Consider the following 25451-nt stretch of genomic DNA (forward strand, 5'->3'; position numbering starts at 1 on the left):
GCTTTATCCAAGCTAGAACGTTTGTTGCCCCGACAAATTTATGCGATCCCCTGTAGGAGCTGCCGAAGGCTGCGATCTTTTGATCTTCATCTTGGGGTGCCCCCAAAAAGATCGCAGGCTGCGCCAGCTCCTACATTTGAAAGGCGATCTTTTCGGGGCCACCTAAATTCCTGTGCCGGTCACTCGTTCCTCCCAGATAGCAAAGGCCCCTGCGCCTGCAACTCAACGGCGAACCTGACTGAGATGGCGATGACCAAAACACGTTCGAAAAAGGCGCTGTACCTCGGCCTGCCACTGGCCTTGGCCATCAGTGCCGGCGCAGGCTGGCTGGTCTGGGATTACGGGTTCAAAGACAACCCCGGCTACCCGGTCAAGGTCATGAAACAGGCCACCGAATTGCAGGGGCGGATCCTTTCCTTCGACAGCCACATCACCGTTCCCCTGAGTTTCGGTGCCCACGGCAACGAGGCCGACAAGGATGGCTCCGGCCAGTTCGACCTGATCAAGGCCAATCGTGGCCGACTGTCCGGCGCGGCCTTGACGGTCTTCGGCTGGCCGGAAATGTGGAACGGCCCGAACGCCCCACACCGGCCCACCGACGGTTTCGTCGAAGAAGCGCGCAACCAGCAGGAAGTGCGCTACAAAATCATCTCCGGACTGGTGCGCGACTTTCCCAATCAGGTCGGCATCGCCTACACCCCCGACGACTTCCGGCGCCTGCACGGCGAAGGCAAGTTTGCGATTTTCATCAGCATGCTCAACGCCTACCCGCTGGGCAACGACCTGAGCAAACTGGACCTGTGGGCCGCCCGTGGCATGCGCATGTTCGGTTTCAGCTACATCGGCAACAACAGCTGGGCCGATTCGTCACGACCGCTGCCGTTTTTCAACGATTCCCCCGATGCCCTCGACGGGTTGTCGGACATCGGCAAACAAGCGGTGCAGCGCCTGAACGATCTGGGCGTGATCATTGATGTGTCGCAGATGTCGAGCAAAGGCCTGGAGCAAGTGGCGCAACTGAGCCGCACGCCGATGGTGGCCTCGCACTCGGCACCAAGGGCCTCGGTAGACATCCCGCGCAACCTCAGCGACAAAGAGTTGCAGCTGATCAAGAACAGCGGTGGCGTGGTGCAAGTGGTCGGCTTCTCGCAATACCTCAAACCGCTGACCCAAGGCACACAGGACAAACTCAACGCCCTGCGCGCGCGTTTCGATCTGCCGCCATTGCCCAACCTGGCGATGGCGTTGATGCCCGGCGACCCGATCATCACCGCGTGGTCCGAACAGAAGCTCGGTCAATACGCCAGCGGTCTGTACGCCATTCTCGAGGAAGAACCCAAGGCCACACTCAAGGACCTCGGCGACGCCATCGATTACACCGTGCGCAAGGTCGGCATCGACCACGTCGGTATCGCTTCGGACTTCAACGATGGGGGCGGCATCAAGGGCTGGGAAAATGTCGGCGAAATCCGCAACGTCACCGCCGAATTGATCCAGCGCGGTTACTCCGAAGCCGACATCGCCAAGCTCTGGGGCGGCAACTTCCTGCGGGTCTGGGAACAGGTGCAAAAAGCCGCGAAACCCACGCTGATTTCTCGCCAGGAACCGGTCAAGCCATGAGTAACCGTCGGACCTTTCTGAAACAGGCCGGGGTCCTCGCCGCCGGCCTGCCGTTGGCGGCCAGCCTCGGCTCACCGGTCGCCGCTGGGCAATCGCAAGCGCTGCCCCGGGACAAGTGGGCGCAGTTGCGTCAGTTGTTCGACCAGGACCCGAACTGCATTCACTTCGCCAATTTTCTGGTGACCTCCCACCCCAAACCCGTGCGTGAGGCCATCGCCCGTCATCGTGCCGCACTGGACCTGAACCCCGGGCTGGCCATGGATTGGGACCTGGGCGTGACCCACCAGCGCGAAGAAAACGTGCGGCTCTGGGCCGGTCGGTATTTGCAGGCCAAACCGACTCAGATCGCCCTCACCGGCAGCACCACCGAAGGCCTGGCGATGATATATGGCGGCGTGCACGTGCGCTCCGATCAGGAAATCCTCACCACGGTTCACGAGCACTATTCCACGAACAACATCCTGCATTTTCGCAACCGGCGCGATGGCACCCGGGTGCGCAAGATTCAGTTGTTCGAGCAGCCACAGTCGATCTCGACCGACCAGGTGCTGGATACCATCAACCGCAACATCCGCCCCGAGACCCGCGTGCTGGGCATGACCTGGGTGCATTCGGGCAGTGGCGTGAAGCTGCCGATCAGCGACATCGCCGGCCTCGTCGATGAACACAATCGTCAGCGCGACGATCAGGACCGGATCGTTTACGTGGTCGACGGCGTGCACGGTTTCGGCGTCGAAGACCTGAGTTTTCCGGCGATGAACTGCGACTTTTTCATTGCCGGCACCCACAAATGGATGTTCGGCCCCCGCGGCACCGGCATCGTTTGCAGCCGCAGCGAAGAACTGAAATACGTCAGCCCGAGCGTGCCGACCTTCTCCGAAGCCACGACCTTTTCCACCACCATGTCTCCGGGCGGCTATCACGCGTTCGAACATCGCTGGGCCGTGGATGAAGCGTTCAAATTGCACCTGGAACTGGGCAAGGCCGACGTCCAGGCGCGCATCCATCAGCTCAACAGCTACCTCAAACAGCGTTTGCTGGAGCAACCGGGTATCGAGCTGGTCACCCCGGTCGATGCGAAGTTTTCGGCGGGGTTCAGCTTCTTCCGGGTCAAGGGTGAGGACGCCGATGCCGTGGCGGCGCACCTGATGCAAAACCGCATTGTCAGCGATGCGGTCAGCCGCGACGTCGGCCCGGTGGTTCGCACTGCGCCGGGCCTGCTCAATACCGAAGCCGAGGTGGACCGTTTGATCGACGTGCTGCGCAAGAAGCGCTCCGCGTGAACCTTCGCTGCGAGGCACCGTTTTCCTTTAACCGAGACGACTTATGAAAACGCCCCACACACCCTCTTCCCTGCGAACCCTATCGGCCCTGACATTGACCGCACTGCTCGCCGGCCTGCTGCCCGGCACGGTCCAGGCCGCGAGCCCGCCAGCACCCGGCAAGGTGTTCAAGGACTGCAAGGAGTGTCCGGAAATGGTTGTGCTGCCCGCGGGCCGCTACACCATGGGCACACCAGCGGATGAAGTCGGCCACCAGCCCGATGAAGGTCCGTTGCATGAAGTGACCTTCACCCGTCCTTTCGCCATCAGTCGCTTCCAGGTACTGGCCGGCGAATGGGACGCGTACGTGCGCGCCACCGGCAACACCCCCGCCGACTTCGATGATCGCCCGGGACGTCGCTGCACCGCCGGCAAACCCAGCTTCAAACAGACCGCGCGCCACCCGGCCGTGTGCATGAACGTGGCCGAGGCCCAGGGCTACATTGCCTGGCTGTCGGAGAAAACCGGTCATGCCTATCGCATGCCCAGCGAGTCGATCCGCGAGTACGCCGCCCGCGCCGGCAGCACCGGGGCTTTCCCGTTTGCGTTCGATGAAGGCGCCGACTACCAGATCTCGAAAAACGCCAACACCTACGGCGCCGCTGACGGCTACAACTTCACCTCGCCGGCCGGCACTTTCCCGGCCAATGCCTTTGGCGTGTTCGACATGCACGGCAATGTTTATGAGTGGGTCGCCGACTGCTACCGCGAAGACTATGTGGGCGTGCCCAGCGACGGCAGCCCGTGGCTGGAGCAAAACTGCAAACGCCAGGTGATGCGCGGCAACGACTGGGGCGAAGCGCCGGTGTTTTCCCGCTCCGGCAATCGCAACAGCAGCCTGCCCACCAGCAGCGGCGACTGGCTGGGGTTTCGCGTCGTGCGTGAACTCTGATTTTTACAGGCCGCCGCACGCCTTGTAGCAGCTGCCGAACGCAGGCTTCGCCAGCTGCTACACCGGCATTACCCTCCACTGCCGTTTAAATAAAGTCCCCGACCATTCGTTTTCCTTAAGTACCGGCACTCCCTCCGTGTCGAAAGGAATCCTCCATGACCAAGCCAACGCATGGGGCGATCAACGAATTGTTCGCCCTGCTCAAGCCCTTCCGCCTGATCGTCTCTGTGTCCATCGTGCTCGGCATGATCGGTGGCCTGAGCGTCACCGTGTTGCTGGCGACCATCAACAATGCCCTGCATTCCGCTGACGGCCTGACCCGCACCGTGGTAATGATTTTTGCCGGGCTGTGCATGCTGGCGCTGCTGACTTCAATTTTGTCCGACATCGGCACCAACTACGTCGGCCAGCACATCATCGCCAGGCTGCGAAAAGAGCTGGGGGAGAAAGTGCTGTCGGCGCCAATCGACCAGATCGAGCGTTACCGTAGCCACCGGTTGATCCCGGTGCTGACCCATGACGTGGACACCATCAGCGATTTCGCCTTCGCCTTCGCGCCGTTGGCGATTTCCATGACCGTGACCCTGGGTTGCCTCGGCTACCTGGCCATGCTGTCGTGGCCGATGTTTCTGATGATGCTGGTGGCCATCGCCATCGGCACTACCATCCAGGCGATCGCCCGGGCCAGGGGCATGCGCGGTTTTTATGCGGCGCGAGACTGCGAAGACGAGCTGCAAAAGCACTACAACGCCATCGCCGAAGGGGCCAAGGAACTGCGCATCCACCGCCCGCGGCGTCAGCGCATGTTCGTGTCCGGCATCCGGAAAACCGCCGAGAAAATCTGTGACACGCAGATCCGCTCGATCAATACCTTCGTCATCGCCAAGTCGTTCGGCTCGATGCTGTTCTTCGTGGTCATCGGCCTGGCGCTGGCCCTGCAATCGTTCTGGCCCAGTGCCGACAAGGCCGTGATGAGCGGGTTTGTGTTGGTGCTGCTGTACATGAAAGGACCGCTGGAACATCTGGTCAGCACGCTGCCGATCATCAGCCGGGCGCAGATCGCATTTCGCCGGATCGCCGAACTCAGCGAACAGTTTTCCTCCCCGGAACCGCACCTGCTGCTGGAGGACCAAGGCCACAAACCCGGCCCGGTCCACAGCCTGGAACTGAGCAATGTGCGTTACGCCTTCCCACCGGTGGAAGGCAGCGAGCCCTTCCGCCTCGGCCCGGTCAACCTGCGTATCGAGCAAGGCGACATCGTGTTCATTGTTGGTGAGAACGGCTGTGGCAAAACCACGCTGATCAAGCTGCTGCTGGGCCTTTATGCGCCCACCGAAGGCGAGATCCGCGTGAACGACCAGCCGATCACCGCGCTCAATCGCGATGACTACCGGCAGAACTTCACCACGATATTTGCCGATTATTACCTGTTCGATGACCTGATCCAGGGCGACCGGCAAGTGCCGCAAGATGCCACGCGCTACCTCGAACGCCTGGAGATTGCGCACAAGGTCAGCGTGCGCGACGGCGCGTTCAGCACCACCGACCTTTCCACCGGCCAACGCAAACGCCTGGCGCTGGTCAACGCCTGGCTCGAAGAACGGCCGGTGCTGGTGTTCGACGAATGGGCGGCCGATCAGGACCCGACCTTCCGCCGCATTTTCTACACCGAACTGCTGCCGGACCTGAAGCGCCTGGGCAAGACCATCATCGTCATCTCCCACGATGACCGCTACTTCGACGTCGCCGATCAACTGGTGCGCATGGAGGCCGGCAAGGTCAAAAGCGAACTGCAACCCGCCTGACTGACGAGGCCAAGGGGCGTGCCAAGCCCCCTGTGGCGAGGGGGCTCGCCCCCGTTCGGCTGCGAAGCAGTCGCAAATGCGTTGCATGCGGTGTGCCAGGCAGAACGAGGTGGCAGGTGCAGGACTGCTTCGCAGTCCAACGGGGGCAAGCCCCCTCGCCACAGGTCTTGGTCTCCATGTGACTGATCGGCATTGCCCTGGACCGGAAAAATAATTTTCCGGTTTGCCGCGGCCGCCTCGTCTTAATGAGATGAATAAGAACCATTACCAACTATACCTGCCAAGGTCTTAACCTCATGTCCGCATCCCGTTTCATGCTTCGACCTCTGACCCGCGCCCTGTTAATGAGCAGCACCACTCGCTCGCGCATGACATCCACCAGCCTGGGCCTGGCAATGACCCTGGCGGTGACGCCGTATGTCCAGGCCCAGGAATGGACCCTGAATATCCCGGCTCAGCCATTGCCTCAGGCGCTGCAGACCCTCGGTCAACAGACCAATCTGCAAATCATCTACAGCCCCGAGAGCATTCAGAACCTGCGGTCCAGCGCCCTCAACGGTCGCTATCAGGAAGATGATTCGCTGAATGCGATGCTCAAGGGCACCGGGATCCGCCATCAACGCGACGGCAACACCGTCACGCTGCTGGCGCCGGCCACCGGCAGTGCGATGGAACTGGCACCGACCAGCATCAACGGTCAGCGGTTGGGCGCGACCACCGAAGGCAGCAACTCCTACACCACCGGCGCGGTGACCATTGGCAAGGGCGAGCATTCGCTCAGGGAAACCCCGCAGTCGATCACCGTCATTACGCGCAAGATGCTCGATGACCAGAACCTGAACACCATCGAACAGGTCATGGAAAAGACCCCGGGCATCACCGTTTACGACTCGCCCATGGGCGGCAAGTACTTCTTCTCCCGGGGTTTCCGCATGACCGGCCAGTACCAGTACGACGGCGTGCCGCTGGACATCGGCAGCAGCTACGTGCAGGCCGATGCCTTCAACAGCGACATGGCGATCTATGATCGGGTCGAAGTGTTGCGCGGTGCGGCCGGGATGATGAAGGGCGCCGGAGGCACTGCCGGTGGTGTGAACTTCGTGCGCAAGCGCGGCCAGGACACCCCGCACACTCAATTGTCGTTGTCTGCCGGCACCTGGGACAACTACCGTGGCCAGGTCGACACCGGTGGCCCGCTGAACGACGCCGGCACCATCCGTGGCCGTGCCGTGGTAACCCAGCAGAATCGTCAGTATTTCTATGACGTGGCCGAACGCAGGGACCAGATCTACTACGGCGCGCTGGATTTCGACCTGAGCGACTACACCACCCTGGGCCTGGGCATGGCCTATGAAGACATCGATGCCACTCCGTGCTGGGGCGGCTTGCCGCGCTACGCCGATGGCAGCGACTTGAAGCTCTCACGCTCCACGTGCCTGAACACCGCCTGGAACAACCAGCGCAGCAAACGGGCCACCTACTTTGGCGACCTGAAACACGAGTTCAACGACAACTGGGCGCTGAAGGTTGCAGGGGTTTATTCGAAAAACACCCAGGACATGGAATACGCCTTCCCCAGCGGTACGGTACCGCTTGGCGCCACCAGCACCAGTACCGCGATGATCGGCAGCACCTTTGACTACGATCAGGTCGACTACGGCCTCGACGCTTATGTGGACGGCAAGTTCAACGCATTCGGCCAAGAGCATGAGCTGATCGTCGGTGCCAACGCCAGCCGCTCCCACAAGGATGACTTCTACGCCGTGGCCCTCCTGCCGCAGAGCCAGGATGTGCTGAACCCCGACCATCACCTGCCCCAGCCGGATGAAAGTTTTTACCTGGCCAATGCCACCCGGGGTGGTCCGGTGGACATCCGGATCAAGCAATACGGCGCCTACTCCACGGCACGCCTGAAACTGGCCGATCCGCTGACCTTCGTCCTGGGCAGTCGCGTCAGCTGGTACAAGTCCGAAACCGATTCCGTGTCGTTCTGGCGCGGCGAAGGCACGCCGACAAGCTCCGAGGCCAAGGAAACCGGACAAGTCACCCCGTTCGCTGCCTTGCTGTTCGACATCAACGACAACCTGACCGCCTACGCCAGCTACGCGGATATCTTCACCCCACAGGGCGGCTACAAGACCATCACCGGTTCGACGCTCAAGCCATTGATCGGCCAGAGCTATGAACTGGGGATCAAAGGTGAATGGTTCGACGGTCGCCTGAACAGCGCCGTCAACCTGTTCCGCACCATCCAGAAAGACGCAGCCCAGGATGACCCGGCCTGCCCGGACAGCAGCTGCTCGCTGAACTCCGGCAAAGTGCGCGCCCAGGGCTTCGAAGCTGAAGTCAGCGGTGAAGTCATCGACCGTCTGCAATTGCTCGCCGGCTACACCTACACCCAGACCAAGATTCTGGAAGACGCTGATGTCAGTCAGGACGGCGTGTCGTACAACACCTATGTGCCGCGCCACTTGCTGCGGGTGTGGGGCGACTATGCGCTCAGCGGCCCACTGGAACGCGTCACCGTCGGTGCCGGCGTCAATGCCCAAAGCAGCAACTACCGCACCTCGCCGAGCAGCGGCAACAACATTACCCAGGCGGGTTATGCGGTCTGGAACGGTCGCATCGGCTACCGCATCGACGACACCTGGTCCGTGGCACTGAACGGCAACAACCTGTTCGACAAGCGCTACTACGCCACCATCGGTACCGAAAGTTGGGGCAACTTCTACGGTGAACCGCGCAACTTCGTGATGTCGGTCAAGGCTGACTTCTGATTGCAGCCTCAATGAAAACGCCCCGCCATTGCGGGGCGTTTTTTTGTGCGGGAAAAGCTGATGTTGATCGTTCCCACGCTCTGCGTGGGAATGCAGCCCGGGACGCTGCGCGTCCCTTCCAGAGCCGAACGCGGAGCGTCCGTTGAGGCATTCCCACGCAGAGCGTGGGAACGATCAATGGCGGTAATTTTTAACTGAAAGTTCAAGGGTGTTCTTTCGGGCCTCATCGCGGGCAAGCCCGCTCCCACAGTGATGGGTGTCGTTCACAAATCCTTTGGTCTAAGCAGATACCTGTGGGAGCGGGCTTGCCCGCGATGAGGCCGGGACAGCCACAAGGCTCGATGTCAGACCAATAAACAGGCGATGTTTAAACGACACTTCCAGACACTCACCCAGGCTACACATCCTTGCGCCGCTGCCTACGACTGCGCCAGAATCCGCCGGCTTGTGCGTCTAAGGGCCGGGCTTTATCGTTTCCGGGTCGCTGAAAAACAGCGATCGGGTTTGGTAGCCCGCTGTCCCACATGACGCATAGCGTCACCTTATGCAGGTGCTTTTTCGGCATTTGTTTTGATGGTGGCCATGCGCAGGGCGCCCTCGGGCGCGCCGGTTTTTCCATGTGGGCCGGTCTACCAACCTTCGTATGGCCGCCACCCTTCGTTTGGTAGCGAGGGTGATGGCTCCTTTAATCACATATGGAGTTCCATCTATGTTCAAACCTACACCGAACCCACCGGAAACCGATCCAACCTCCCCCTACGAATCCCTCGATTCCAAAAAACTCAACGAAGCCGCCGACCGCGCCCTCGATTACTACCTCAAACCGGACATTCCCAAAGACACCAAACGCAAGCCCAGCACCATTTACCACGTCGGCACCGAAGTCGATAACGAAACCCTGCTGGTCAACGCCTGCGAATCCCTGGCATCAGCCAGCATGATGCTCAGCGAGTTCGCCGGGTTGATGGACATGCCACATCGCAACATGATGTTGGGGATTCAATCGGTGGTCATGCTCGGGGAGCTGGCGGTGAACCGGGTGCTGGATAACCTCGATCCGCGAGGCTAGCGAAGAACCTGTAACCGATCGTTCCCACGCTCTGCGTGGGAATGCCTCAACGGACGCTCCGCGTTCGGCTCTAGATGGTACGCAGAGTATGAGAACGATCAAAGCGCAAACCCAAGCCGGGCTTGCCCAGACTGCTTGATCGGCTCAAGTACCGCCAGCGCACCATCATCGAGCGCATGTTCGGATGGCTGAAGGAGAACCGGGCCGCATCGATATATAATTCGGCAAACTCGCAAAAAGTTAGGCGGCGATGGTCTCATTGATTTGTACTATGCGGTGCTTACGACATTACTTTTCACTCACATATGTCCTTTCCCCCACCAATCAGTGTCACCAAACCAGCTGGTACCATGATCGGACATATCCATATAAAATTTTATATTTTCTGTGTCTATCGATCCTGACTTCGATGTGCGTATTGCACTCCACTCTTCAAAATATCTCTCCCCACTTTCATAACGCGCCTTTAAACTCCAACTATCAGTATTACTGGAAAACTTGAGATCCGTACACTTGGCAGCATCATTAAAATTAAACCACCCCGTTACAAGCTCCACATTGCAAGAGTGCTCTTGAAATATTCCTGAAAACTTACCAGAGCTTTCATCCATACTTTCAACTTTAAAGACGTACCTATCTGGATATGAGTTGTAAGTCGCTTTCATTTCCGAGTGAGACATTTTAGTACCCTCCAATTTAATAAACCATAAAAAGCGAACGCGTGAATAATTCACAGATACGCAAATCAAATTGCAGCGACCAAACATTAACTAATAAATAGAAAAAATGAACCTATCAGAAACTACAGTTTTTTATATTTTTCCGCGATAGCCATAAACTCATTCATACTCGACTGCATATTATTATTTCGAAGGCACACTTCTGAGTGAAAGAGCATCTACGATGTGGCATGCGTACTGGATAAACTGGCGAGCAGTTTTTTTTATTGTTAAAAGTTCACGTTGTGCACCCTGGCATCAGCCAGCATGATGCTCAGCGAGTTCGCCGGATTGATGGACATGCCACATCGCAACATGATGTTGGGGATTCAATCGGTGGTCATGCTCAGGGAGCTGGCAGTGAACCGGGTGCTGGATAACCTCGATCCGCGAGGCTAGCGAAGAACCTGTAACCGATCGTTCCCACGCTCTGCGTGGGAATGCCTCAACGGACGCTCCGCGTTCGGCTTTAGATGGGACGTGGAGCGTCCCGGGCTGCGTTCCCACGCGGAGCGTGGGAACGATCACAGATCGCACTATCCCGCAGTCTCCATGCTCAACCCAAATGCCGACTCAGCGCCCGACTCAAGCGCTCATGCACCCCCAACACATCCGGCATCACCGAAGCCAATCTGAGCAAGTCATGAGTCAGCCCTGGGCAATGTTCGAGTTCAACATTCACCCCTTGCGCGCGCAGTTTATCGACGTAGGCCTGGCCTTCATCGAGCAACGGATCGAACCCGGCCAGCAACACAATCGCCGGCGCCACCTCGTGCAAGTCATCGGCCAGCAACGGTGAGAAGCGCCAGTCCAGCAAATCTTCGGGGCTGCGGGCGTAGTGCTGGTAAAACCAGTCCAGCGTGTCGTTCTCCAGCAGATACCCCTCACTGAACAACAAGCGCGAATCGTGGGTGCGCGAGGCATCCGTGACCGGATAACACAGCAGCTGCACCTTGGGGACGATGGCCACGGTGTGTGGCTGAACCACCGCTTGCAAGGCCAGCACCGTCGCCAGCGTGGCACCGGCACTGTCACCGCCGAACGCGACGCGACCGGCATCCAGCCCCAGGGCCAGCGCCTGTTCCGCCAGCCAGGACACGGCGTCTTCACCGTCCTCCAGCGCTGTCGGGAAACGATGCTCCGGAGCCAGCCGATAGCCAACCGACAACACCGCGCACGGCGTACGTCGGCAGAATTCGCGGCAGACTCCGTCATGGGAATCCAGGCTGCCCACTACAAAACCACCGCCATGAAAATACACCAGCACCGGCATCGGTGCCGTCGCCCCGCTCGGGCGATACAAACGCAACGCCAGCGGCGCACCGTCCCGGGCCGTGGTGTCGATCTCTTGCACATCAAGATCCTGAGGAGCATCCCAACGCAATTGCGCCGTGGTTTGTTCGAAGATCGCCCGGGCTTCGACCGGCGTCAGTTGATGCAGCGCCGGCTGGCCTGCGTCCTGGCCGTCTTGCGCCAGGTCGAGGAAGGCTTCCAGATCAGGGTGTAACGACATCGAAAGAATCCTTATGTCCGTAAAAAAAGGGGCATGCCTAAGCAACACCCCTAACGATGATTAAACCCCCGGCCCTCAGCCCACCCGCGCCATGCAATGCTCGATCAACGCCTCAAGCTCGCGCTGATAATCCTGCATGAGCCGCTCCACGGTGCTGGCCCGATAACGTTGGCTGCTATAGATGCAACGCAGCGTCAACTGTCCGTCGTATACCTGGCCGACAACCTCCAGCCAGTTGCCCAGATTGGCCTGCAAGCTGTAGTTGTCGCCGCTTTCCTCCAGCGCCGGCACCAGCAAGGCCTGCTCGTCGAAGCTCTGGTCGAACTGCCCCAGATAGTTGAACGTCACCCGTGCCTGCGGCAGGTCGGCCAATTGGCGGGCCCGTTGCGGGCCGGCCAGATGACGCAACACCCCATAGCCGATGCCCTTCTGCGGGATGGCCGCCAATTGCGCCTGCACGTTGACGATCGACGCGCCGATGTCCGCGTTGTCGGGGGTGAGCCGGACCGGGAACATGCTGGTGAACCAGCCCAGGCTGCGACTCAGGTCGATGTTCTCGAACAGGTCCTCGCGGCCGTGCCCTTCCAGCAGAATCAGCGCCGACGGCTGTTCGCTCCAGCGGCACAACGCCCGGCTCAGGGCCGACAGCAGCAAATCGTTGATCTGCGTGCGATAGACCGCCGGCGCCTGCTTGAGCAACTGCTCGGTGTGTTCGCGAGACAACTTGAGCCGCGCCTGAGCCTGATGACGCACCTGATTCTTGCCGCGACGGTTGTCGCACGGCAGGTCGATCCCCGGCTGATCCAGTTGCTCCAGCCAGTAGGCCAATTCCTGCTCGGCAATCACCGGCGCCTGCGCCTGCAACGCTTCGGCAAACGCACGATAGCTGCTGGTGCGGATCGGCAGTTGCGGTTCGATGCCCATCACGCAAGCCTCGTAGGCCACCTTCAAATCGTCGAGCAAAATCCGCCACGACACGGTATCGACCACCAGATGGTGGATGACCATCAACAGCCGCGCCTGGCCATCCGGCAAGGCGATGTGCACCACACGCCAGGCCGGTCCATCGTCAAGTTTGAGGCTGCGCTGAGCCAGGTTGGCCAAGGCTTCGACCTGCTCGCTGTTCTCGGCCTCACGACGCCACAGCACCGGCTCGCGGCGCTCGGTCGGTGCGGCATAGCGCTGCAACCAGCGCCCGCCTTCCTGACAGAAGCGCAGGCGCAAGCTGTCGTGGTGGTTTTCGATCCAGCCCAGCGCCTGTTCCAGCGCATCCAGATCCAACACCTGACGCGCACTCAGCAAAAACGACTGGTTGTAGTGATGAGACTCGACCATGCCCTCGGCAAAGAACCACTCCTGGATCGGCAGCAGATTGAACAGCCCTTCACTGGCGACATGGGTGAGGTCCGCCGCCGGTTGCGCGGTGCTCGCTTGGACCACGTTCTGTTCGACGATGCCCGCGATGGTCTGGTAGCGCATCAGATCGCGCAGCTTGAGTTCCATTTGCAAAGTCGGGTGGTTCCTGACCCGGGAAATCACTTGCAGGCTCAGGATCGAGTCGCCGCCCAGTTCGAAGAAGTTGTCGCTGATACCCACCTGCTCCACCTGCAACACCTGCGCCCAGATGTCCGCCAGCAACTGTTCCTGCTGATTACGCGGGGCAATGTATTCCTCGCTTTTGAACTCCGGCTCGGGCAATGCCTTGCGGTCGAGCTTGCCGTTGGGGGTGACCGGGAAGGCACTGAGGCAAACGATCTGCGCCGGCACCATGTATTCCGGCAAGGTGCTGCGCAGAGCGGCCTTGAGTTCATCACCCAACTGCTGGCCAGCATCAGTGACGACATAACCGATCAGTTGCTTGCCGCAAGCATTGTCCCGGGCGATCACCAGCGCATCGCGGACCTGCGCCAGTTGCCGCAGGCTGGCCTCGACTTCGCCCAGTTCGATGCGGAACCCGCGCACCTTGACCTGATGGTCGATGCGGCCGACGTAATCGACCACGCCGTCCTGGCGCAAGCGCACCAGATCGCCGGTGCGGTACATCCGCTCGCCGCTGGCAAAGGGGTTGGGCACGAAGCGTTCACAGGTCAGGTCTGGCCGACCGTGATAACCCCGGGCAACCCCGTAGCCGCCGATGTACAACTCGCCGGCAAAACCGGGCGGCAGCGGATTCAATTCTTCATCCAGCACATACAGGGAACGTGCGCCCACTGCCCGGCCGATCGGCGCATAGGCCGCTTCACACTGCGCGCTCACCGGCACTTTCCACAGCATTGGCGTGACCACGGTTTCCGTCGGGCCGTAGCCGTTGGTGAAGTACTCGGGACGCAGTGCCGCCTTGACCTGTTCGAAGGTCTGGTCCGGCACCGCATCGCCGCCGAAGCAGTAGATGCGCACCGGTGGCGGTGCAATTCCACTGGCCGCGGCGTACTCGGCCAGTTGCTTGAGATAGGCCGGCGGGAAGCAAGCGATGGTCACGCCGTACTCGTGCAGCGCCCGGTAGGTCTGCTCCGGGGTCCACAGGCAACCGTCGCGCACCACCAGCCGGCCACCGCTGTACAGCGTACTCAACCAACGCTCATGGGCACCGTCGAAGGCGAACGACATGAAGTGCAGTTCGCAGCTGCGGGGGTCCATTTCATACAGCTTGGCGATGGCCTGACAGTGCATGCTCAGTGGCCCCTGGGTGACCGCCACGCCTTTTGGCCGGCCGGTAGAACCCGAGGTGTAAACCAGATAGGCCAGCCCTTGCTCCAGCACGCGATACACCGGCGCCTCATCGGCATAACGGGACTCGTCGAGCTGATCCAGCTCAAGGCGCAACAGGCCCTCGGGCGCCGGTAACGTTGCCCGCAGGCTGCTCTGGGTCAGCAGCAGCGCCATGCCGGAATCTTCGATCATGTACGCCAGACGCTCCGGCGGATAATCAATGTCCAAAGGCACATACGCCGCGCCGCTTTTGAGCACGGCGAGGAAGCTGACGACCATTTCCAGCGAACGCGGCAGCGCCACGCCGATCACCACTTCTGGCCCCGCGCCATGCTCGATCAAGCAATGGGCCAGACGATTGGCCCGGCGTTCCAGTTCGCCGTAGCTCAGGCTCAGCCCGGCGCATTGCACCGCAATGGCCTCGGGCTGAGTCAGTGCGTGTCGGCTGATCAGCTCCGGCAATAGCTGTGGCTGATGATCCGCTGGCGGCTCGGCGCTCCAGGTTTGCATCGCCTGCCATTGCTCGAGCGACAGGCGCTGCAGGTTACCCAGGCGTTCGTCAGGCGCGCGCATCATCGCCTCAAGGGTGTTTTCCAGGGTCAGGCGGATACCCTCCACCGCCTCGGCACTGAAGTGGCTGCGCAGGTACAGGTATTCAATCGACAATTCGTCGCCGAGCGTCACCGCCAGGTCCATCGGCACGTTGGTCACGTCATGGCCGATGGATTTGCCGAAGCTCAGGCCGCTATCGTTGTCTTCTTGCAGGCGGTCGTCGATCGGGTAGTTCTCGAACACGATGATGCTGTCGAACAGCGCCTGCCCGCCCAGGCCGGACCAGCGTTGCACGTCCGCCAACGGAGCCTGGGAATGGTCGCGGATATCCAGGTTGTAGGCCTGGAGCCGGTTCAGCCAGTCTGCCAGAGGCTGATCCGGTTCCAGCGTCTGAATGATCGGCAAGGTGTTGATGAACAGACCCAGCATGTTGCCGACATTGGGCAAACTCTCGGGACGCCCGGACACCGTGGCACCAAAGGTCACGGTGTTTTTCCCGGTGTAGCGCTGCAACAGCAGCAACCAGGCACCCTGGATCAAGGTGTTCGGGGTAATCCGCAGATCGCGGCAGAACTGCAGCAGACGACCGGTCTGTTGCGCGTCCCAATGGGAGTAGATGGCGTTGTGGCCGGGTTCATCGGACACATGCCGTGGATGGATCGCCTGGCTCAGCGCCGTCGCCTCGTTGACCGGGGCCAGCCGGGCTTTCCAGAACAGCTCCCGGGCGTCCTGGTCCTGGGCTTGCAACCAGGCGATGAAGTCGCGGTAGCGGCCATTTTCAGCGCTGATTTCACCCTTGGCGTAGTGCTGGATTACCTCACCAAACAGCCGCGAACTGCTCCAGCCGTCCATCAGGATGTGGTGACTGGTCCAGACCATCTGATACTGATCTTCAGTGCTGCGAATCAATAACACTCGCTGCAGTGGCGCCTGGGTCAGTTCGAAGCCTCGCGCGCGGTCCTCGGCGGCCCGCGCGGCGATGTCCGCCTCGCTGGCGTCGCGATCGCGCCAGTCGAGCACCTGCAAATCGAGCGTCGCCTGACGCTGGACAATTTGCAGCGGTTTGGCCAAGCCATCGTGCCAATGGAAGCTGGTGCGCAGGATGGCCTGACGCTCGATGACCGCCTCCCAGGCCTTGCGGAAACGCTCAACATCCAGACCGCCCACCGGCAAACTGATCTGATTGACGTACAGGCTGGAACCATTGTCCGACAAGGTGTGGAACAGCATGCCCTCTTGCATCGGCGACAGCGGATAAATGTCTTCGATCCGGGACGGGGCGACCGGCAAGGCGTCCAGCCGGGCCTGATCCAGATGCGCCAACGAGAAGTCCGACGGCGTGACGCCGTGGCTGTCCGGCTGGCAGCAATGCTCGATCAGCAGCTCCAGTTCCCGGGCGTACTCCTCGGCCAGGCGTTCGATGGTCGAGGCGTTGAACATGTGCGTGCTGAACGACCAGCCGACACTCAACTCGCCGCCGTACACCTGGCCATTGAGCGTCAGCCAGTTACCCAGCAGCGCATCGTCACTGTGCTCTGCGCCCTTGCCCTCATCGGCCGGCACGAACAAGGCACCGCTCTGGCTATCGAAGCTACCGTCGAACTGGCCCAGGTAGTTGAAGGTGATACGCGGTGTCGGCAGGGTCCGCAGCGACGCCTGGCAAGCCTCGTCCCCCAGATAACGCAGCACACCGTAACCCAGGCCACGATCCGGAATCGCGCGCAGTTGCTCCTTGATTTGCTTGATCGAGCCGGCCAGCTCCTGGGTCGGGGTCAATTTGACCGGGAACAGGCTGGTGAACCAGCCGACCGTGCGGGTCAGATCGAGGCCGTCGAACAGATCTTCACGACCATGGCCTTCGAGCTGAATCAGCACCGACGACTGCTCGCTCCAACGGGCGATCACCCGGGCCAGCGCCGTCAGCAACAGGTCGTTGACCTGTGTGCGGTAAGCCGCCGGGGTCTGTTGCAGCAGTCGTCGGGTCAAGGTCGGGTTCAGGCGACTGTAAAGCGTCAAGGCATGGCGGCTCTGCAGACTGCCCTGGGGATTATCTTGCGGCAGCGATGCGCCGTCCGGGCACTGCGCCTGCCAGTAAGGCAGTTGTCCCAGCAGCGATTCACTGCGGGCATGAGTTTGCAATTGCTCCGCCCACTGCTTGAAGGACGTGGTCTTGGCCGCCAATGCCAACGGTTCGCCGGCCAGTAACTGACGGTAGCTGCCCTGCAAATCCTCCAGCAGGATCCGCCACGACACGCCATCGACCACCAGGTGATGAACGATCAACAACAAGCGCTGTTCGCCCTCGGGCAAACTGAACAACACCGCGCGCAACAACGGGCCTTGTTGCAAATCCAGGCTGCGTTGGGCTTGTTCGGCAACGCGTTCCAGGTGGGCGGCATCACGGACCGATTCCAGCCACAACGGCGACAGGCGCTGCTGTTCCACGGCCCGATAGCTCGCCGACCAGCCACCCAGGGTTTGGGTAAAGCCCAGGCGCAGGCCGTCGTGATGATCGATCAGCGCGTGCAAGGCCTGCTCAAGTGTCGCGGCCAGCAGAGGGTTCAACGGTTTGAGCAGCACCGACTGATTCCAGTGATGACGCTGCGGCAAGGGTTGCTCGAAGAACCATTGCTGAATCGGCAGCAACGGTGTCTCACCTGTCACCGGGCCTTGATCGATTGGCGCCAGGGCTTTGCCTAGCTGCGCGACAGTGGCCAGCCCCTGGACGGTCTGCTGCTGGAACAGATCCTTGGGCGTGAAGCTGATGCCCTGCTGACGCGCCCGGCTCACCACCTGAATGGAAATGATCGAATCGCCGCCCAGGGTGAAGAAGTTGTCGGTCACGCCAACTCGTTCGAGTTTCAGAATGTCTTGCCAGATTCCGGCAATTTGCTGTTCCAGCTCGGTGCGCGGTGCCACGTAATTGCGCTGCAATGGGTTAGTGTCCGGGGTCGGCAAGGCTTTGCGGTCGAGTTTGCCGTTGGGGGTCAGGGGCAATTGTTCGATGAACAGCCATTGCGCCGGCACCATGTAATCCGGCAGATGCGCCTTGAGTCCGGCCTTGAGCGCTTCGCTCAGATCGTCCTGCTGTTGCGGGCTCAGGTCGGACTGCGTCGGCACCACGTAAGCCACCAATTGCTGACCGCTATGACCTTCCACTGCCAGCACCACGCCTTCGCGCACGCTGTCGTGGGCCAGCAGGCGCGCTTCGATTTCCCCCAGCTCGATACGGAAGCCGCGCACCTTGACCTGATGGTCGATGCGGCCGACGTACTCGATCACACCGTCTTCACGCAAACGGGTCAGGTCGCCGGTGCGGTACATCCGCTCGCCGTTGCTGGCCAGCGGGTTGGGCACGAAGCGCTCGGCGGTCAGGCCCGGGCGGAACAGATAGCCACGGGTAATGCCGTCGCCGGCCAGGTACAACTCGGCGGCAACCCCAATCGGCGCGGCCTGCAATTGGGCATCGAGCACGTGCGCGGTGGTGTTCACCAGCGGCCGGCCGATGTTGGCCTGGCCGCCGGCTTCGCGGCGGGTGCAAGTCGAATAGGTGGTGTCTTCCGACGGCCCGTACAAATCGTAAACGTGCTCGACCGAGGTCTCGCGGTACAGCGTGTCCACCAGGCTTTGTTTGAGCGGTTCACCCGCAAGATTGATGATGCGTACGCCTTGGGGGATCTGCCCTGCGCGCTGCAAAGCCGCGATGGCCGACGGCACGGTGTTGATCAGGCGCACCTGATCACGCTCCGGCAGCTCCGGCAATTCCAGGGCATTGCGCGCCATGATGATCGAACCACCACGGGCCAGGGTGACGAAAATCTCCCACACCGACAGGTCGAAGCACACCGAAGTCGAGGCCAGCACACCTTGCAGGTCCGCCTCGCTGTACACCTCGTGCGACCAGTGGATCAGCGCCTGTACGTTGCGATGAGCAATCGCCACGCCCTTCGGTTTACCGGTGGAACCGGAGGTATAAATCACATACGCCAGGTTGGCGGAGTCGATCCGGGGTTCAAGGTTGAGCGGCGCCAGATCGGCAAAAGCCTGCCCACCCGCCTCGACCCACACCACTTGCGCCTGGGTCTCGGGCAATTGCGATAGCAAGTGCTGTTGGGTCAGCAGCACTCGCGCCTGACTGTCGTCGAGCATGTAGGCCAGGCGATCCGCCGGGTAGTCCGGGTCCAGCGGCACGTAGGTGCCACCGGCCTTGAGCACCGCCATCAGGGCAATCACCAGTTCGGCGGAACGAGGCATCGCCACGCCCACGCGGATTTCCGCACCGACCCCCAGGGCTTGCAGATGACGGGCCAGTTGGTTGGCGCGGCGATTGAGTTCAGCGTAGGTCAATTCGGCACCGGCATGGCGCAAGGCAATCGCCTGTGGCCGCGCTTCGACCTGGGCTTCGAAGCCCTGATGGATCAACGCCTGGGCCGGGTACGCGGCGTGATGGTCATTCCATTCGGCCAGAGTGCGCAGCTCGGTCGCCGGCAACAAGCCGATCTCGCCCAGCAAGCGTTGCGGTGCGTCGAGGAACTGGCGCAGCACTTCTTCCAAATGACGGGCCAGGCCGACAATGCTGCGCTCGGCGAAGTGCTCGGTGAGGTAGTTGAAGTCCAGGCTCAACACCTCGCCGGCACCGGCGATCAGCGTCAGGCCGTAGTTGGTTTGCTCACGGTGTTCGAGACCGCTGAAACGCAGTCCACCTGGATTGGCCTCCAGGGTGTCGGACACCGGGTAGTTTTCGAACACCAGCAAGGTGTCGAACAACGCTTCGCCGTTGAGCGCGGCCAGCCGTTGGATGTCTTGCAATGGCGTCTGCTCGTAATCGCGCAGCAGCAGGTTCTTGTCCTGCACGCTGCGCACCCAGTCACTGACACTGCAGGTCGCTTGCGGGCTGGCGATCACCGGCAGGGTATTGATGAACAGGCCCAACTGTTGCTCGATACCCGGCAGGTCCACCGGGCGACCCGACACCGTCGCGCCAAATGCGACGCTGCTTTGCCCGGTGTAGCGCTGCAACACCAGCAGCCACGCGGCTTGCACCAGGCTGTTGAGCGTCACTTGCTGCTGGCGCGAGAAACCGTTGAGGCGCTGGGTGAAGGCGGCGTCAAAGGTCAGCTTATGCACGCCTTTGCCGGGGCCGGGCACGGTTTGCCCGTGGCAGGCCGAGGCCAGCCGCGTCGGCTCGTCCAGTTCGGCCAACTGCCCGCACCAGAAGGCTTGCGCCGCGTCCTTGTCCTGGCGTTGCAGCCAGGCCAGGAAGTCGCGATATCGGCCTTGGGCACTCGGCACCGGATGCCCGGCGTAATCCTGCAGCACTTCGCCAAACATCCGCGAGTTGCTCCAGCCGTCCATGAGAATGTGGTGGCAGGTGAAGATCAGGCGATGACGGTCATCGTCGGTGCGCAGCAGGCACAGGCGCAGCAGCGGCGGATTCTGCAAGTCGAAACCGCGTTCGCGATCGGCCAAGGCACGGGCCTCGAGCACGGTTTGCAGGTCCGGTTCGGCGCGCACATCCACTTCCGGCATTTCCAGGGTCAGCTGGCGATAGATCACCTGCAACGGAGTATCGAGGCCGTCGCGGCCCCAGATGAAACCGGCGCGCAGCACTTCATGACGGTCCACCACCCGCTGCCAGGCTTGCTGAAAGCGCGGTACATCCAGCCCGTCGATATCCAGCAGCATCTGATAGACGTAAGCGCTGGCGTCGGCGTCGTACAAGCTGTGGAACAGAATGCCCTGCTGCATCGGCGCCAGCGGGTAAATGTCCTCGATCCGCTGCGCGGCGATTGGCAGGCTGTCCAGATGCGCTTGGGATAACCCGGCCAATGGCACATCGGAAGGGGTCAGGCCGCCGCTCGGATGACTCAGGCAATGCTCGATCAACTCACCCAGCGCCACTTCATAGGCGCGGGCCAGGGCGTTGATGGTCGCCTCTTCGAACACGTCAGCGCTGTAGGTCCAGGTCAGGCTCAATTGCCCCTGGTAGACGCGGCCGTCGATGGTCAGCCAGTTACTCATCGGCGCCTGTTCGTCCTGCCCGGCGCCCTTGTCTTCGGTGGCCGGCACCCACAGGGCGCCTTCGTCGAAGTTGTTATCGAACTGCCCCAGGTAATTGAACGTCACCTTGGGTTGGGACACGCCGCTCAGGGCCGCCTGCGCAGCGTCGCTGCCCAGATAACGCAGCAACCCATAGCCGATGCCTTTGTTGGGGATCGAGCGCAGTTGTTCCTTGATGCCCTTGATGGACGCTTCGAGGCTGGCCTGCGGAGTCAGGCGCACCGGGAACATGCTGGTGAACCAGCCCACGGTACGGCTGAGGTCGAGGTCGTCGAACAGGTCTTCGCGGCCATGCCCTTCGAGCTGCACCAGGGCGCTGTCGGAGGCGGTCCACTCACACAACACCCGAGCCAGCGCGGTCAACAGCAAATCGTTGACCTGAGTGCGATACACCGCCGGCGCCTGTTGCAGCAATTGGCGGGTGCGCTCGGCATCCAGACGGGTATCGACACTGCGCTCGAAACGGTTCTGCAGTTGCCCATCAGGGTTGTCCAGCGGCAAGTCCGCCGGCGCTTCGGCCAGTTGCCCGCGCCAGTAATCCAGCTCGGCTTCCAGCCCGGCGCTGCGCGCATGACCTTGCAAGCGTTCACCCCAATCCTTGAACGCCGTGGTCTTGGCCGGCAGGCGCAACGGCGTGCCGGCGCTGAGTTGTTGATAAGCGGTTTGCAGGTCTTCGAGCAAGATCCGCCACGACACGCCATCGACCACCAGATGATGGATCACCAACAGCAATCGCTGGCTGGCATCGGGCAAATCCACCAGGGCCGCGCGGATCAACGGACCGTCGCTCAGGTTCAGGCTGCGCTGCAACTCCAGGCACAGCGCCGGCAAGGCCTCGCTGTCTGCCAACGCCACAGTGCGCAGCAGTGGGTTCGGCTGATCGACGGCGGCATGTTCTTGCGCCCAGCCACCTGCGGTCTGGCGATAGCGCAGACGCAAGGCATCGTGATGTCGTTGCAGGTGTTCCAGGGCCTGCTCCAGCGCAGCCGCTTGCAGAGGTTCGGCCGGGGTCAGCAGGATCGACTGGTTCCAGTGCTGTCGCTGGGGAATGTCGGTGGCGAAAAAATACTGTTGAATCGGCGTCAGCACGGCCGCGCCGAGCACATCACCTTGCATCGCCTGCACCGCATCGCTCTGCTGCGCGACGGTGGCCAGGCGTTGCACGGTCTGGTGCTGGAAGATGTCCTTGGGCGAGAAGCGAATGCCCGCCTGACGCGCCCGGCTGACCACCTGAATCGAGATAATCGAATCGCCGCCCAATTCAAAGAAATTATCGTTGAGCCCGACCCGCTCGACTTTCAATACGTCTTGCCAGATTTCGGCCAGGCGCTGTTCGAGTTCGCTGCGCGGTGCCGCGTAAGCCTCTTGCACCAGGCTCACATCGGGGTTGGGCAGTTGCTTGCGATCGAGCTTGCCGTTGGCCGTCAGCGGCAGGCGGTCGAGGAATACCCAGCTGACCGGCACCATGTAGTCCGGCAGGCTTTCACGCAATTGCGCCTTGATCGAATCGCGCAAGCCGCCATGGGCCTCCGCGTCCAGTGGCTCGCTCGGCACGATCCACGCGGCCAGTTGCTGCCCACTGAGCCCATCGACCGCCAGCACCACGGCTTCACGCACCGCGTCATGCTTGAGCAATCGGGTTTCGATTTCCCCCAGTTCGATACGGAAACCGCGAATCTTCACCTGATGGTCGATACGGCCGATGTATTCGACCACCCCGTCGCCGCGCAGCCGTGCCAGGTCGCCGGTGCGGTACAGGCGTTCGCCGGCCACAGCATTGAACGGATCCGGTACGAACCGGGTGGCGCTCATGCCTGGCTGGTTCAGATACCCCCGCGCAAGCCCGGCCCCGGCGATGTACAACTCGCCGATGCACCCTTGGGGCACCAGGTTCAGCGCGTCATCGAGCAAGTACCACGACAGGTCGACAATCGGCGCGCCGATCGGGCTGCTGTGGCTGTGCTGCAAGTCCGCCATGGACAGCGGCCGGTAAGTCACATGCACGGTGGTTTCGGTGATGCCGTACATGTTGATCAGGGTCGGCGCGCGATCACCGAAACGCTCGAACCAGGGGCGCAGGCTCTGCACTTCCAGCGCTTCACCGCCAAACACCACGTAACGCAGCGCATGGTTGCGCGACGAGGCACTGGCCACTTGCATCAGCGGTTTGAACGCCGATGGCGTCTGGTTCAGAACGGTGACTTGTTCATCGCAGAGCAAGGTGTAGAACTCTTCCGGCGAACGGGTGACGTCGTGGGGCACCACCACCAGTTTGCCACCGTGAAGCAGCGCGCCGAAAATTTCCCACACCGAGAAATCGAACGCGTAGGAATGGAACAGGGTCCAGCTGTCCTCGGGGCCGAAACCGAACCAGTGATCGGTGGCGCTGAACAGGCGAATGACATTGCCATGGGGCAGCAACGCGCCTTTGGGCTTGCCGGTGGAACCGGAGGTGTAAATCACATATGCGAGGTTGTCTGCAGTGGTGCGGCAAGGAGGATTGGCCGTGCTGCTGTCCGGCGGTGGTTGATTCAGGTCCAGGCAGGCCAGCCCCGGTGGAATCGGCAGCTGCGCCAACAGATGGCCCTGGGTCAGCAACAGCTCGATCCCGCTGTCCTCGATCATGTAGCGCAAACGGTCGTCGGGGTAGCTCGGGTCCAGCGGTACATAAGCACCGCCGGCCTTCAGCACCGCGACAATGGCGACGATCATGTCCAGCGAACGCTCCACCGCCACGCCCACTCGCACATCGGGGCCCACGCCACGGGCGATCAGCTGATGCGCCCATTGGTTAGCCTGTTGATTGAGTTCGGCGTATGTCAGCCGTTGCCCGGCGAACACCACCGCCGGCGCCTGCGGATGACGCTCGGCCTGAACCTCGATCAACTGATGAATGCATTGGCTGACCGGGTGCATCACCGGGCTCGGGTTCCAGTGCGCGAGCAGTTGCTGTTGCTGCGCGTCATCGAGCACCGGCAGTTGGGCAATACGCTGGGTCGGGTCCTGAACGATCGCCTGCAGCAGGTTGCGCCAGTGCTGCGCCAGGCGTTCGATGGTCGAAGCTTCGAACAGGTCGGTGGCGTACTTGAGCACCGCTTCAATGCCATGGGCCTGTTCGGTGGTGTTCAGCACCAGGTCGAACTGCGCGGTTGTGCTTTGCCATTCCAGCGGTTCGATGCTCAAGCCGTTCAACCGAGTCTCGACACTGATCCGGCTTTCCGCCTGGTGATTGAACATCACCTGGAACAACGGGCTGTGGCTCAGGCTGCGTCCCGGCTCCAGGGCTTCCACCAGTTGTTCGAACGGCAGGTCCTGATGCGCCTGGGCTTCCTGGGCGGTTTGCCGAACCTGGCGCAGCAGATCGATGAAGCTGGCTTGGCCGTCGACGTCCGCCTTGAGTACTTGGGTGTTGACGAAAAAACCGATCAGACGCTCGATCTCCACGCGTCCGCGGTTGGCCACCGGCACGCCGACGCGGATGTCGGCCTGGCCGCTGTAGCGGTGCAACAAGGCCTGGAACGAGGCCAGCAACAGCACGAACAGCGTGACGTTTTCCCGTCGGGCGAAGGCCTTGAGGCTGTCGCTCAGGGTCGGGTCCAGAATCAGGTTGTGACTGGCGCCGGCAAAGCTCTGTTCCACTGGACGCGCACGGTCGCTGGGCAACTCCAGCACCGGTTGCTCGCCGCCGAGCTTGTGTTGCCAGTAGGCCAGTTGACGTTCCTGTTCGCCGGCCTCCATCCATTGCCGCTGCCACAAAGCGTAGTCGGCGTATTGAATCGGCAAGGCCGGCAGCCCGGCGTCATGCCCGAGGTTGAAACCGGCATACAACTGCACCAGTTCCTCGATCATCACCTGCAACGACCAACCGTCCGACACGATGTGGTGCAGGGTCAACACCAGCACGTGATCCTGCGGGGCGACTTGCAGCAGGGCCGCGCGCAACAGCGGGCCGGTCTGCAAATCGAAAGCTTGCTGGCTCTGGGTCTGGACGAAGGCCTGGATCGACGCCTGCGGGTTTGCCGCCAGTTCAGGGCTCAGCGTGTGAATATCCAGGGCAAACGATCCTGCGGGCAGGATCGTTTGCAAGGGGTGCCCGGCGTCTTGAGTGAACACCGTGCGCAAGGTTTCGTGACGTTCAATCAGCGCCTGGACGCTGCGCTGCAACGCGGCCACCTCCAGCGGGCCCTGCAAACGCAGGGCCGTGGGGATGTTGTAGGCCGCGCTGTGCGGTGCCCATTGCCAGAGAAACCACTGGCGCTGCTGAGCGTAGGACAGCAACAACGGTTCTTCAGCCGTGCGCTTGAAAACCGGGGCAATCTCAAAAAGGTTGACGCCCTTCTGCTTGAGCAGAACCGCCAGAGCCTTTCTTTGCTTAGCCGAAAGTTGTCCTACCGACTCGATTAACTCTTGCAC

Annotated in this window: 9 protein-coding genes and 2 pseudogenes; 8 read left to right on the top strand and 3 right to left on the bottom strand. The window is 61.4% G+C overall.

The annotated features are described in order from the left end of the window. The first annotated feature begins 249 nt into the window (after positions 1-249). The 7 genes and pseudogenes from pvdM to FHW68_RS04210 form a co-directional block, all read left to right on the top strand. Positions 250-1620, top strand: coding sequence for a pyoverdine-tailoring dipeptidase-like protein PvdM (gene pvdM, locus FHW68_RS04180; RefSeq protein ID WP_095632968.1), 1371 nt, complete (start codon positions 250-252; stop codon positions 1618-1620). Then, on the top strand, positions 1617-2903 hold the full coding sequence (locus FHW68_RS04185) for an aminotransferase class V-fold PLP-dependent enzyme (protein ID WP_183678946.1): 1287 nt from the start codon (positions 1617-1619) through the stop codon (positions 2901-2903). The genes pvdM and FHW68_RS04185 overlap by 4 nt, the downstream gene beginning before the upstream one ends. A 43-nt stretch (positions 2904-2946) precedes the next feature. Continuing rightward, complete coding sequence (locus FHW68_RS04190; protein WP_183678948.1) at positions 2947-3834, top strand: formylglycine-generating enzyme family protein; 888 nt, start codon at positions 2947-2949, stop codon at positions 3832-3834. A 155-nt stretch (positions 3835-3989) separates the two neighbouring features. Next, on the top strand, positions 3990-5639 hold the full coding sequence (locus tag FHW68_RS04195; RefSeq protein WP_183678950.1) for a cyclic peptide export ABC transporter: 1650 nt from the start codon (positions 3990-3992) through the stop codon (positions 5637-5639). A 296-nt stretch (positions 5640-5935) separates the two neighbouring features. After that, positions 5936-8416: a TonB-dependent receptor gene (locus FHW68_RS04200; RefSeq protein WP_183678952.1), complete on the top strand. Its 2481-nt coding sequence runs from the start codon at positions 5936-5938 to the stop codon at positions 8414-8416. Between the two features lie 709 nt (positions 8417-9125). Continuing rightward, complete coding sequence (locus FHW68_RS04205) at positions 9126-9485, top strand: DUF6124 family protein (RefSeq protein WP_183678954.1); 360 nt, start codon at positions 9126-9128, stop codon at positions 9483-9485. A 101-nt stretch (positions 9486-9586) separates the two neighbouring features. After that, positions 9587-9726 (top strand): annotated as a pseudogene (locus FHW68_RS04210) (IS5/IS1182 family transposase); the annotation flags it as partial. Between the two features lie 58 nt (positions 9727-9784). Here the strand turns inward: FHW68_RS04210 and FHW68_RS04215 are convergent. Then, the gene (locus tag FHW68_RS04215) at positions 9785-10165 is read right to left on the bottom strand and encodes a hypothetical protein (RefSeq protein WP_183678956.1); all 381 of its coding nucleotides are present in this window, start codon (positions 10163-10165) and stop codon (positions 9785-9787) included. Positions 10166-10453: 288 nt separating this feature from the next. On the opposite strand from FHW68_RS04215, the pseudogene FHW68_RS27180 reads away from it, so the two are divergent. Continuing rightward, positions 10454-10603: pseudogene (locus FHW68_RS27180) on the top strand (DUF6124 family protein); the annotation flags it as partial. 157 nt (positions 10604-10760) lie between these two features. Here the strand turns inward: FHW68_RS27180 and FHW68_RS04220 are convergent. Both FHW68_RS04220 and FHW68_RS04225 read right to left on the bottom strand, forming a co-directional pair. Next, positions 10761-11717: an alpha/beta hydrolase gene (locus FHW68_RS04220; protein ID WP_183678958.1), complete on the bottom strand. Its 957-nt coding sequence runs from the start codon at positions 11715-11717 to the stop codon at positions 10761-10763. 75 nt (positions 11718-11792) lie between these two features. Then, positions 11793-25451, bottom strand: a complete 13659-nt coding sequence (locus tag FHW68_RS04225; protein WP_183678960.1) for a non-ribosomal peptide synthase/polyketide synthase — start codon at positions 25449-25451, stop codon at positions 11793-11795.

This window comes from Pseudomonas sp. Tn43, from assembly GCF_014192635.1.
Classification (GTDB): Bacteria; Pseudomonadota; Gammaproteobacteria; order Pseudomonadales; family Pseudomonadaceae; genus Aquipseudomonas.

Bases quoted from the DNA above. Each gene is read 5' to 3' on its own strand.
- pvdM (WP_095632968.1), top strand. From the start codon at position 250: ATGACCAAAACACGTTCGAAAAAGGCGCTGTACCTCGGCCTGCCACTG.
- FHW68_RS04185 (WP_183678946.1), top strand. From the start codon at position 1,617: ATGAGTAACCGTCGGACCTTTCTGAAACAGGCCGGGGTCCTCGCCGCC.
- FHW68_RS04190 (WP_183678948.1), top strand. From the start codon at position 2,947: ATGAAAACGCCCCACACACCCTCTTCCCTGCGAACCCTATCGGCCCTG.
- FHW68_RS04195 (WP_183678950.1), top strand. From the start codon at position 3,990: ATGACCAAGCCAACGCATGGGGCGATCAACGAATTGTTCGCCCTGCTC.
- FHW68_RS04200 (WP_183678952.1), top strand. From the start codon at position 5,936: ATGTCCGCATCCCGTTTCATGCTTCGACCTCTGACCCGCGCCCTGTTA.
- FHW68_RS04205 (WP_183678954.1), top strand. From the start codon at position 9,126: ATGTTCAAACCTACACCGAACCCACCGGAAACCGATCCAACCTCCCCC.
- FHW68_RS04215 (WP_183678956.1), bottom strand. From the start codon at position 10,165: ATGTCTCACTCGGAAATGAAAGCGACTTACAACTCATATCCAGATAGG.
- FHW68_RS04220 (WP_183678958.1), bottom strand. From the start codon at position 11,717: ATGTCGTTACACCCTGATCTGGAAGCCTTCCTCGACCTGGCGCAAGAC.